An 11,637-nucleotide genomic window follows, 5' to 3' on the forward strand; every position below is an offset into this window, starting at 1 on the left:
GGAGCCGCCACTTAGTCGACCAGCGCTACGTCTCCCGACCCCATCACTGAGAAGGAGTCAGTTCCCGGCCGTTTCAAGACAATATCACCCGATCCCATTATTGAACCGCTGGCATTATCGGCGCGCAGACTGCGGCCAATAAAATCACCTGAACCCATGAGGCGAACGTTCACATCGGCAACTCGCCCGCCAACCAACATATCGCCGGAACCTTGTATCTCCGCAAGTAAACTCTCACCGGTAATAGTACTTATCTTCATGTCGCCAGAGCCTGTCACCGCTACTTCCCCTTTGACAGTCAATGCCTTGTTGAGGAACAAATCACCGGAACCAGTAACATACGCTTTCAAGGATTCTGCGGCGACCTTGTCGATATTGATCATTCCTGAGCCCGTCACCCCCAAAGTTAGGCCCTCACTCTCAACACTTGAAGATCTAGCCTCACCAGAGCCAGTCACCTTAAGAGCCTCAATTTTAGGCATCGTCACGGTGAAGTTAACTTCATCTCCCTGCCCTCGGGATATGGTGACAAATCCAAAAAGATTCTGGGTGTTTTCCTCAACGGATAACTCCAACCTTTCCCCTTTTACCTCAACTTTGACGTAGGGCATTGTGCTGACAGGGCCGACAGCGACAACTTCAAAACTGTCTCCCTGAATCAACTTCAAGTGAGAACTCCCCTTGAGAGACACCTGAGTGAACCCTTCCATATCGAAACGCTTAGTTTCCATTTCTTCTGCCTGGGCATTAGTGCAAAACGCAGCGACTGTGGCGAGGACTACTACCAGCGGGGCAAAGAGTGTCTTCTTCAAAATCATCATTAGAGGAATCTCATCGTTATTACCAGTTCATACCTATGTGACTCAGTAAGCGGGGGACTTGGATGCAGTGTCCCACAAATATTTTGGGGACACCATATGACCGATAAGTCTAAAAAATCAATCTTAACGACCTAGCCGCACTCCGCCTCGCTAAAGCCCAGCTCCTTTAAGGATTGTCGGATCTTTTCCGCCTCATGTGCCAACTGCTCTGAAGAAGCAGGCTTTTGCTTAGAGAAGTCAAAGTCTGACAATTCATCTACGGGTATCAGGTGGATATGGGTATGTGGCACTTCAATCCCAGCGATCATCACGCCCACTCGCTTCGGTGAGTAAGTTGCTTTCAGCCCTTTCGCCACCTTTTGCGCAACCAGCATTAGATGACTCGCCAGCTCCTCCGGAACATCATCCCAATGATTAATTTCCTCAACAGGGATGACCAAACAATGACCAGCCTTAATGGGTGAAATGGTCAAAATAGCTACGACCTTTTCATCTCTCCAAATAAAATTGCCAGGTAAATCGCCATTAATTATCTGAGTAAAAATACTTGCCATAAATTATCTCAAAAGGTTGAAATTTATTATTTGGTGCAAGCGTGCAGTCTAACACCAAGAAGAAAAAATAAAGTGTAAAGGCTTAGAAAATACTTGCGCAAACATAGATTTTCTTCTTTGGCGAAATAAACCCCCAATATGTGACAACCTGTCGAACAGAATGACAATTTTCTTAAACCAAGTTGGCATACTGAAAGAATATGTCTTAGGCTCGACACCAATTAATGCAGTACCGCCATTGAGCCAATGCACATTGTGCTTCTCGTTACCAAAATACTTTTTCGGCTCTGCGGATAAACTTTAAATCAGTGCCAACTGCTCACCGGGGGGAGAGATATGGAAAGCCTGTTGGATCAGGTCGGTGGTACTAAATTTGTCAACCGTACAGTCAGTGAATTTTACGGTGCTCTCAGCTACCACCTTTCAGCCTACGAAACTTGTGATTTCCGCAAACAATTAAGTCGTCAAGCTCAGTTTTTGAGCCATGCGTTGTCATCTACACCGGAACCAGACCGGAGTAGTCGCGCCCGTTTTTTAGCCAGGGGGTTAAACCCAGAGCTATTCGATTCAATGCTGGAGTATTTCGAGGGTCGCCTATTGGAGTTGGGCTATCGCCCTGACTTCAGCACACAACTGGTTGCGATCGTAACCAATCTCTATGGCGGTTGTGAGCAGGACCTGTCAATCGCTTGCTAATCTTTATCAGCGGCGCGCACGCACAAGTTGCGGCGCGCCCGCCCTGTCAATACAATTGCGCTTCACAGCCTTTACCCCCCGTTTTATTGCGCAGCGGTAAGCGCTCATTCACATACTCTTTTATATCAGAGATTATTCATGAAGATTGCCAACCACACAGTTGTGGAGATCCACTACACCCTGAAAGATGCTGACGGAACAGTCATTGACTCCTCAGCCAATGGAGAGCCGCTCAAATATCTGCAAGGGGTTGGTAATATCATTCCTGGGCTTGAGCGCGAGATGCTGGAAAAGGCACCTGGTGATAAATTTACTGCGGTAATCGCACCAGAAGACGGTTACGGCGAGCAAAACCCGGAGCTGATCCAAACCATGCCGCGCAGTGCCTTTGGTGGTGTTGAAGAGTTATCTGTAGGCATGGCATTCCGTGCAGAGAGCACCGAAGGCCACCCGATTGAAGTGGAAATTATCGACATCGACGGCGACGAAGTCACTATCAATGGCAACCACCCCCTCGCCGGCGTTGAGCTGCACTTCGAAATTGAAGTTGTTTCTGTACGCGAAGCGACTGCCGAAGAAGTTGATCACGGCCACGTGCACTGATCCCATGATATGAAACGCCGCCAGCCGCGCGGCGTTCCCCCCTTCCCCAATGTCATTGCCAAACAACATCATCCTGTTTGATAGCATCTGCAACCTGTGCAATAGCTGGAGTCAACTAATACTCAAGCGCGACAGAGAGCAGCGCTTTACCCTGTGCCGAGTGCAGTCCAATGCAGGCCAGCACTTCCTTAAACAGCTGAACCTGCCGCTGGACACTTACCAGACCATGATTTTGCTGGAACGACATGGTGGCACTTACCAATCCTTTTACAAAAGTGAAGCGGCACTGAGAATTGCCAGCCGCCTACCACAACCCTGGCGTTTATTGGCCATTTTGCGCTACATTCCCCGCCCGGCAAGGGATTGGCTCTACGACTTGGTTGCTCGAAACCGCTATCGCTGGTTTGGTCAACGGGAAAGTTGCCTATTGCCGTGTGACGCTGACAAACAGCGGTTTTTGGAAGATGTACCTGAAGAGACCCCAGATGAGCTTGTCTGACCAGTATTTACAGCGATTTGGCGGCATTGCTCGCCTGTATGGCGATAAGGCCCTCGAAATTTTATCCTCTGCTCACATATTGGTGATCGGTATTGGTGGCGTAGGGAGCTGGACCGCAGAGGCCTTGGCGCGAAGCGGCATTGGCCAGTTGACGCTAATAGACTTGGATGACGTCTGCATCACCAATACCAATCGTCAGAGCCACGCACTCGCCGATACTGTAGGCCATATCAAGGTCGAGGTGATGGCAGAGCGCCTACGGCAGATTAACCCGGAGATTACAGTTCATACGGAAGAGGACTTTATCGCTAATGACAATTTCTCAGAGCTGATCAATCCTGATATACACCCTATCGATGTGGTGATTGATGCAATAGACTCCGCACGGGTAAAAGCCGCCCTGATCGCTTACTGTAAAGCCCGAAAAATACGCTTGATAACGGTTGGTTCCGCAGGAGGTAAGCGCTCCCCCGATCGCATTGAGTGCGCCGATCTCGGCCGTACAATTAATGATCCGATGCTGGCAAAAGTCCGCCAACATCTATACCGCTTTCACAACTTCCAGAAGAGCCGCAAGCGCCAGTTTGGCATCGATGCGATCTTTTCCACTGAAGCAATGGTATACCCGCAGCCAGATGGGCAAGTATGCCAACAGAAGAGCGCTATGCAGGACGGTGTTAAATTAGACTGCAGTGGCGGCTTTGGTGCGGCAACTATGATTACCGGCACCTTTGGGTTTTTGGCCGCCAACCGGGCCATCGAGCGACTTCTCCAGGCAAAAAACTAAGCCGGGGTTAATTGAGCCCTCAGCTGATCGCGGTAGCGCCTGCTCACCGGGATCAGCTGGCCACCAACCAAGTGAATACGCGCATCACCGCTCTCCAGGGGTTCAATCTCCGCAATAGAGTCCAAGCGCACAATATAGGAGCGGTGGATGCGAGCAAATGATCCTGGATCCAAACGCTCCAGTAACTTGGTCATAGTCTCCCGCAGGGGGTAAATTCTATCGCCCAAGTGCAGATTGACATAGTTGCCAGCAGCTTCTACCCATTCGATATCCTGCACATTAACCAGAAATTCTTTTCCCAGCTTTTTCACCAGAAGACGCTCTGGCCTTTCTACTGGCTCAGCAGCATCTCCCTCATCTGGCTCTTCTAGTAAGCGCGCCTCACCCTGTAAACGTACCAATAAGAAGCGGTACAAATAAACAGAGCTTAAAAGAGCGGCATAGGTTTGAATATCTTTGAGATATTCATAGAAAAATTCTACAGGCCAGTTACCAAAGTTATAGGAACCGTCATTAAGGTGGTAAATGACCGTCCTCATAAACACCATGCCGGAAACGTGGACCAAGGACCAAGGCAAAGTGAAAAATAAATGTATGGCCAAGTTCTGCCGAACTATCCCCTTGCGCAGGGGAAAATAATGATCAAGAAGCAATATCAACGGAAATAAGATTGCGATCATTAGGATACTGGTTCCCTCCCACACCAGAAATTCCCATGGCTGAAAAATAGAACCCCAGCGGCGGTGATCAAAGTATGCCAAAGCGAACTGAACAAGCCACTGGCCGACAAAAAACAACACCCAGAACCCCACCTCAAACTGTCGCCGGTGCGTCAAATACTGCTGAACCGTCATTGCTCCTGAACCAGTATAAAAATTCATCGGCAGTCTACCCCCGATTCACCCCCAAAAACCACCACTGGCCCCTAATACCCTACAAATCGGCACTTTGGGATAGCTAATGGCAAATACTAACGGGAGCATAGCAAGCGACTAAAACAGCCTCGAACGACGAAACCTATGCATTCAATAACACAGAGACGCCACGATATTGACGCCCTTCGTGTACTAGCCTTTGGCCTACTTATTCTCTACCACCTGGGAATGGCCTATGTCGCGGAATGGGGGTGGCATGTAAAAAGCAGCTACCAAAGCGAGCCACTACAACTGGTAATGCTAGCGGTTAACCAGTGGCGGATGCCGTTGTTGTTCCTGATTTCAGGTGCAGCCAGCTATTTTCTCTTCCACAAGCTGGGCACTGGGGGTTACTTACTGAGAAGAATGAAGCAGCTATTGATTCCGCTGGCATTTGGAATGCTGGTGGTGGTTCCACCCCAGGCCTACTATGAAGCGCTAAGCAACGGCATTATTGAGCCTGGATACTTATCTTTCCTGCTGAAGTACTTCTCGTTCAGCCCCTGGCCAGAAAATGCCTTTGCTGGAAGTGAGTTTGGCCTGACCTGGAACCACCTGTGGTATCTACCCTATCTGGCATGCTACACCCTGGCCCTTATTCCTCTAGCCCTGTGGTTTAAACACCAACGGTGGCTGGGCCGATTCATGGAGAATATTAAATCTTGGCAACTGCTAATTCTGCCGCTTGTACCCATGATGGTATACGGCCTGGTCCTATTTCCGCGCTTTGGTGGGATAAACTATGCCGTCGTCGACGACTGGTACACCCATGCCAGATTTTTTACTTATTTCTTCTGCGGCTACTTGCTGGTCAGCAGTAACGCCCCCTGGGAAATACTGGCAAGATTGCGCAGTCACTTGGTTATTGCAGCGCCCCTCACTTTCGCCCTATATCTATTATTTGATCGAGTACTACCTGATAGCAGTATGCCCGCCCAAAAAATACTGCTTTTTATTGTTATCTATACAAATCGATGGGTATGGATCCTGGCTGTTTTAGCCTGCGCTTATCAATTTCTCAATAAGCAATTCCGCTGGTTACCCTATGCCACTGAAGCGGTTTATCCCTGGTATATCCTCCATCAAACCATTACCGTAATCGCTGTGTATCAATTAGGGCAACTCGCCCTGGGGCCCATCCTGGAGCCCTTACTAGTATTATTAATCACTATTTTTGGCTGCTGGGCTTCATATGAATTTATCATCCGAAGAAATCCAGTTTTGCGGCCGCTGTTTGGTTTAAAGCCTATTTCCAATATCGGGCCTATTGAGGTGGAGGCCCCCATACCCCGCTCCAGTTAAGTTAATAGGAGGTCTGCTCCACCAGATTCAAAGCACGTTGCAGCAATGCGTAAAAACCATTGCTGCGCGATTCACTTAAGTGCTTACCGAGTCCCAGCTCAGCAAATAACAGAGAAAGATCTCTCTCTCGAATCTCAGTAGCCGTGCGGCCATCAATTTGTGAAAGTAATAACGCACCCAGGCCTTTTACAACCCGGCTGTCGCTTTCCAATCCAAAATAGTGCCTACCACCCTCTGTCCGGTGCGCTAACCAAGCTGCAGACTCACAACCCCGCACCAGGTTTTCTTCGGTACGTATCTCGGGCTTTCGGGCAATAGTTTTACTCCACAGCATTAATTCTCTATAACGTCCCTGCCAGTTGCGCTGGGAAACCAAACTCTCTAGCAATAACGAGGAAAAATCATCCCTGGCCCATTCATCACTCTGAATACTATCCCCCTGTTCAATTGACTTCTGGATCTCACAGTACTCTTTCAGGGCCTGCAAAAAAGCCTGAATATCACTATCGGTATTGTAGGCTGCGACTGATGCTCGGACCGTCACCAAATCACCGCTCTCTTTACCTAACAATTGTGCACAGTGATGGCCTACTCTCACTGCAATATCGCGCTCGTCCAGCCAGTGCATTAAATCGGCAGCGCTACCATGAATAGGCACAAAAGAGACAATACCCAGATTGTGGCGCACTTGGCTGATAACCCTAAAATTGGGGGACGCTATCAGTTCGCGATGTATCCATCGCACCAATTTCTGCTCATGCGCCGCTATTGCGACCCTATCTTGCTGCTCAAGAAATTCCAGTGCCGCTCCAAGACCCGCTATTGCCGCCAGCGGAGAAGTGCCTGCCTCAAATTTGTGCGGCAAGCCTGCATAATGACTCGTTTCAAGTTCAACGTCGGAGATCATTTCTCCACCACCCAGCCATGGTGGCATAGATTCCAAAAGTGTTTCCCTACCGTATAAGAAACCAATTCCTGACGGGCCGTAAAACTTATGTGCGGAGGAAACAAAAAAATCACAGCCAATTTTCTGCACATCAATCACTTCATGGGCTGCCAACTGGGCGCCATCAACAATCCACATCAAGTGCTTTCTGCGCAGCAATTGCCTCACTGCAGCCAGGTCCGGACGCAATCCGAGTGCGTTGGAACCGCCGGTCAGGGATACAATTCTTGTGCGCTCATTCAGCACTTCTCCCAGGCGATCAAATTCCGGGACACCCGCTACATGGGGTACATAGCGTAAACTCAAATTGAATCGCTTGGCCGCCATCTGCCAAGGGATAATATTTGCATGGTGCTCCGCTGTTGAGATGACAATTTCATCCCCAGCCTGCAACTCACTGCACAGGCTGTGCGCCAACAAATTCAGTGCCTCAGTAGCACCGCGACAAAATACAATTTCCCTTGTGCTGGCAGCATTAACAAATTGTGCCGCTTGGCGACGCACTCGCTCCACCATCTCTGTAGCCTTACGGGCTAGACGGTGACTAGAGCGGTGCGTATTGGCATTGCTGTGCACATAGTAATCGCGTACAGCATTAATCACTTTCTCTGGTTTCTGCGTCGTTGCAGCATTATCCAGGTATACCAACTCCTTATTCTCCTCTTGAGCAAAGAGGGGAAATGACTGCCTGAATGATTCAGCGGAAAAACTCATAGGGAAAATAACTTCTCAGTATTTCGACAGGTAGCATTGGCGATTTCCCGCACGGAAACTCCCCGTAAATCAGCCAGTGCTTGTGCAATTTTAGAAAGGTTTTCAGGGCTATTACGCATACCCTGCTGACCTGAAAGAGGCATATCCGGGGCGTCCGACTCAAGCAGTAAACTCTCCAGCGGCGCACGTGACACAGCCCGTCGGGTTTTCGCTGCCCGTGGGTAAGTAATTGTTCCACCGATACCCAGATAGAAGCCGCGCTTCCAGTACTCTTGCGCCGTTTGCTCACTTCCACTGAAAGCGTGGATCACACCTCCCCGCGGGAGCTTGAATTGCTTTAACAGCCTCAGGAGTTCATTGTGGGCCCGGTGAACATGCAGAATAATCGGCAGTTCATGGTTACTAGCAATCTCCAAATGAAGCTTGAGAATATCTTCCTGCTTATTCAAGTCAGTGCCGATAGAGGCATCCAAGCCACACTCTCCAACAGCGACACATGAGTATTTCTCAAGGCTCTCACTAAGCCGTACTCCCAACTCCATCAGGTTTTCCCGCCAACGGGAATCTTGCGGGATTTTCTTCACCCACCAAGGGTGAACACCAGCAGCCATCATCCAACCGGGCTGTTCCGATACCAGAGCGCCCAACGACTGCCACTGAGCCTCGCAAACGCCGGGGATAATGACCCTATCTATTCCGGCATTGAGACATCTTTGCCACACCTGGTCCCGGTCCAGAGAAAAAACCTCAAAATCAAAGTGGCAATGACTGTCTATAAATTTCACTTGTGATACCCATTATTCGCGCGCATATTAGCATGAAGTCGCCTTTTCCTCTGGTACACCTGTGATTGAACCTCTTTTGCCGATCGCCCTTTTTGCTTTCTCAGCCAGTATTACACCGGGCCCTAATAACCTGATGATTATGTCCTCAGGACTCAATCACGGCATCTACAGTTCAACACCTCACCTACTGGGAATTTGGCTGGGATTTCCCGCCATGGTGGTTGCCATTGGCTTGGGACTGGGAACCGTCTTCAATCACTTCCCTTTTCTGCATGAAGTTATTCGCTGGGCAGGCATTGCCTATTTACTCTACCTGGCATGGATAATTGGTTCGACCCGGGAAATGGGTTCTGGAAATTCAAGCGAACCCCTGAGCTTTACTCAGGCGATGGCTTTTCAGTGGATCAATCCTAAAGGCTGGATTATGGCCACTGGAGCACTGGCTGCTTTCACCAGTCCCGGCACAGAAATATGGTCGGGAGTTGTTAAGGTTGCACTGGCATTTATCACCATTGGCGGGCCTTGCGTTGCCATTTGGCTATTCTTTGGCGTTGGGCTAAAACGGTTCCTGACTGAACCACGCTACTTGCGAAGCTTTAACATTGCTATGGGATTGTTGCTTGCTGCAAGCGTTATCCCCTTGGCCCTCGAGGGGCTTACCCCCTTTGGCGCAGCCACCTGAAAGGTCTCTTCTACAGCTTAAGCTCGGGAGCCTTCAACTCCCGAGGCGCTCAAAGCTGGGAAAAACTAGCGAGACGCAGCCTGAAAACGGCTTACTGCACGAAGCTCGGCTGAGTCCTGTAACCAAACAATATCTTCAGCATCTACTTGCTGCCCTGTTATCCCTGACAACTGATCACTGAGTACTTCTAGTCGGGTATTCTCATCGACGCCCTCCACCGGAAGTCGGATCCAGACCTGCCCCTCTTCGTCTGTAACCTCCGCAGGTGCCCCCTGGTCAGTACTGCTTAAATGGCGATCAAAAACCGAGCTATGCCCTGGCGGCAAATAAATGGTGCCATTGGTAATATCGACAGCGAAAGCCACTATGCCCGGCAGCAAGCCAAATAGCAGGCCTGCGCCGTCCAAGATTACGACCGCAGGATCAACTCGCCCACCCGCCTGCCCTTTGCGCTCCGGGTACAGGAAATAGCCACAGGCGCTCAGATTCATCACTGTTACAAGCGCAGCGGATGCCACGATACTTCGTTTAATCACTCTATTCATGGTGTCACCTCTCACGAAAGCCCCCTATGCGGAGCTATTACTTGTTCTTTCTATTCCCACTAATGCCATGGGACCTATTCTCTATCTGTACAAATTCACGTCAGATAGCCCTGAGACAAAAAGATCATCAAATTTACGCCGATCGAAACGTTCGTACAACATCAAGCAGGCTCGATTGCCTAAACTTTAACCAGCACTTGCTGCGGGATGTTAAGGAGATTTACTAATTTCTGACAGTGTGGAGTGACGCACTTGTGATCTGACCGGGCAGTAAGCAGTCGCCTGGGGTCCGACACCGGAAATTTCAGGGAGCAGTAGTCGTAGCAGGTGCCGCCAGGGATTGGCTAAAGCACGGTATCCTTATCGATACCGTGCTTTTCTATTTCACTAAATAAAGGAGATTTCGTCCTATCGCACCCAAAATTGGCGAGATCCCCTACCTTTCTTCCTGGAAAATTCCCCCTACCGCTGTATCCTGCGCCCAAGAACAAGAGTGGAGCTCTCTACATGTATATCAGCAGCGCCTTTGACAGCGGCAATATCGAAGTTATCAATACCGATAGCAATCCAATTGAGCTAGCAATCCGTCAGGACAACAATTCTGACTTCTACCAATGGTTTCACTTTCGTCTGGAAGGCGATATTGGCACCAGCTATCCCTTGCGCATCGTTAATGCCGGCAAATCCGCCTACCCGGAAGGCTGGGAAAACTACCGCATCTGTGCCTCATACGATCGTCAAAATTGGTTCAGAATTGGCGCCAACTACGACGGCAATACTCTGGACTTCACTGTAACCCTGGATGAACCCAGCATCTATCTCGCCTATTTCGCCCCCTACTCCTGGGAACGCCACCTGGATCTGCTCGCTTGGGCGCAGAGCCACGACCTGGTCAAACTGCAAACTCTCGGTAAAACCCTTGATGAGCGCGATATGACCATGCTCACGGTTGGCAATGCCGACACCGCGAAACATCGTGTTTGGATGATTGCCCGCCAACACCCAGGAGAGACCATGGCGGAATGGTTTGTTGAGGGCTTCCTGGAAACCTTGCTCGACCATGCCAATCCTACTGCGCAAAGCTTGCTGGCAGATACCGTATTTTATGTAGTACCCAATATGAACCCCGACGGCAGCGTTCGCGGGCATCTGCGCACTAACGCTGCGGGCGCCAACCTGAACCGTGAGTGGCTCAACCCCACAATGGAGCGAAGCCCGGAAGTCTTTTTGGTCAGGGAGAAAATGTTGGAGCTAGGAGGGGATATCTTCCTGGATATTCATGGTGATGAAGCCCTGCCCTATAACTTTGTTGCGGCTTGTGAAGGTATTCCCGGCTATGACGAGCGCCACGCCAAGCTGGAAGAGACATTTAAGCAAGCTTATGAGGCCGTCAGCCCCGACTTCCAAACGGAGCATGGATATAAGCTGGATAAACCCGGCGAAGCAAATCTGACAATTGGTACCGCCTGGGCTGGACATCAATTCCGCACCCTGGCTCTAACATTGGAGATGCCGTTTAAAGACAATGATGACCTGCCCGACTTGATCGAAGGTTGGTCCCCGGCGCGAAGCCAACAACTCGCTCGCGATATTCTTTTCCCAATTCGCGAAGTGTTAAAAACACTCAAATAATCTCTATACGGTGAACCAAATTACCGTTACCAACAAGAGAAATTAATTTGAGCTGGGCTGTTTCAAACGGCAGCCCAGTTTTAGAGAGACTTTTCTTATTGTAATTATTGATTTATAAAAACCGAGTAGGCGTATATTTTTGAGCCAAAAATCACAG

13 protein-coding genes are annotated in these 11,637 nt (G+C 49.6%); 7 read left to right on the forward strand and 6 right to left on the reverse strand.

Going from position 1 to position 11,637, the window contains the following annotated elements; all coding sequences use genetic code 11:
- Window positions 1-11 precede the first annotated feature (11 nt).
- Entirely contained in the window at window positions 12-821 is an 810-nt protein-coding gene (locus ACYX4J_RS13590; RefSeq protein WP_444905779.1) for a GIN domain-containing protein, read from the reverse strand.
- A gap of 131 nt (window positions 822-952) precedes the next feature.
- The gene (locus tag ACYX4J_RS13595) at window positions 953-1,375 is read right to left on the reverse strand and encodes an HIT family protein (RefSeq protein WP_413665159.1); all 423 of its coding nucleotides are present in this window, start codon (window positions 1,373-1,375) and stop codon (window positions 953-955) included.
- A gap of 336 nt (window positions 1,376-1,711) precedes the next feature.
- Between ACYX4J_RS13595 and ACYX4J_RS13600 the strand changes: the two genes are divergently transcribed.
- From ACYX4J_RS13600 to tcdA, 4 genes are all read left to right on the forward strand, one after another.
- Window positions 1,712-2,071: a hypothetical protein gene (locus ACYX4J_RS13600; protein WP_444942163.1), complete on the forward strand. Its 360-nt coding sequence runs from the start codon at window positions 1,712-1,714 to the stop codon at window positions 2,069-2,071.
- 138 nt (window positions 2,072-2,209) lie between these two features.
- Window positions 2,210-2,674, forward strand: coding sequence for an FKBP-type peptidyl-prolyl cis-trans isomerase (locus ACYX4J_RS13605; RefSeq protein WP_413665157.1), 465 nt, complete (start codon window positions 2,210-2,212; stop codon window positions 2,672-2,674).
- Between the two features lie 49 nt (window positions 2,675-2,723).
- Window positions 2,724-3,173, forward strand: coding sequence for a thiol-disulfide oxidoreductase DCC family protein (locus tag ACYX4J_RS13610; RefSeq protein WP_444894339.1), 450 nt, complete (start codon window positions 2,724-2,726; stop codon window positions 3,171-3,173).
- A complete protein-coding gene (gene tcdA, locus ACYX4J_RS13615; RefSeq protein WP_282933452.1) occupies window positions 3,160-3,960 on the forward strand; it encodes a tRNA cyclic N6-threonylcarbamoyladenosine(37) synthase TcdA in 801 nt (266 codons plus the stop codon). Before ACYX4J_RS13610 ends, tcdA begins: the two co-directional genes overlap by 14 nt.
- On the opposite strand, the gene ACYX4J_RS13620 is transcribed toward tcdA, so the two are convergent.
- Window positions 3,957-4,841, reverse strand: coding sequence for a LytR/AlgR family response regulator transcription factor (locus tag ACYX4J_RS13620; RefSeq protein ID WP_444912644.1), 885 nt, complete (start codon window positions 4,839-4,841; stop codon window positions 3,957-3,959). The genes tcdA and ACYX4J_RS13620 overlap by 4 nt on opposite strands.
- Before the next feature lie 138 nt (window positions 4,842-4,979).
- Here ACYX4J_RS13620 and ACYX4J_RS13625 point away from each other — a divergent pair, with 138 nt between their 5' ends.
- Window positions 4,980-6,176, forward strand: coding sequence for an acyltransferase family protein (locus ACYX4J_RS13625; RefSeq protein WP_444942164.1), 1,197 nt, complete (start codon window positions 4,980-4,982; stop codon window positions 6,174-6,176).
- Window position 6,177: 1 nt separating this feature from the next.
- Here ACYX4J_RS13625 and ACYX4J_RS13630 read toward each other — a convergent pair whose 3' ends face one another.
- A complete protein-coding gene (locus tag ACYX4J_RS13630) occupies window positions 6,178-7,836 on the reverse strand; it encodes an aminotransferase class V-fold PLP-dependent enzyme (RefSeq protein ID WP_476176826.1) in 1,659 nt (552 codons plus the stop codon).
- Window positions 7,833-8,621: a TatD family hydrolase gene (locus ACYX4J_RS13635; RefSeq protein ID WP_444942166.1), complete on the reverse strand. Its 789-nt coding sequence runs from the start codon at window positions 8,619-8,621 to the stop codon at window positions 7,833-7,835. The genes ACYX4J_RS13630 and ACYX4J_RS13635 overlap by 4 nt, the downstream gene beginning before the upstream one ends.
- Before the next feature lie 61 nt (window positions 8,622-8,682).
- Here ACYX4J_RS13635 and ACYX4J_RS13640 point away from each other — a divergent pair, with 61 nt between their 5' ends.
- Window positions 8,683-9,303, forward strand: a complete 621-nt coding sequence (locus ACYX4J_RS13640) for a LysE family translocator (protein ID WP_476176827.1) — start codon at window positions 8,683-8,685, stop codon at window positions 9,301-9,303.
- A 65-nt stretch (window positions 9,304-9,368) separates the two neighbouring features.
- Here ACYX4J_RS13640 and ACYX4J_RS13645 read toward each other — a convergent pair whose 3' ends face one another.
- Window positions 9,369-9,848, reverse strand: coding sequence for a hypothetical protein (locus ACYX4J_RS13645; RefSeq protein ID WP_444905786.1), 480 nt, complete (start codon window positions 9,846-9,848; stop codon window positions 9,369-9,371).
- A 507-nt stretch (window positions 9,849-10,355) separates the two neighbouring features.
- Between ACYX4J_RS13645 and ACYX4J_RS13650 the strand changes: the two genes are divergently transcribed.
- The gene (locus ACYX4J_RS13650) at window positions 10,356-11,480 is read left to right on the forward strand and encodes a M14 family metallopeptidase (RefSeq protein WP_476176828.1); all 1,125 of its coding nucleotides are present in this window, start codon (window positions 10,356-10,358) and stop codon (window positions 11,478-11,480) included.
- Window positions 11,481-11,637 lie beyond the last annotated feature (157 nt).

The sequence above is a fragment of the Microbulbifer sp. ABM4_008 genome, assembly GCF_056311705.1.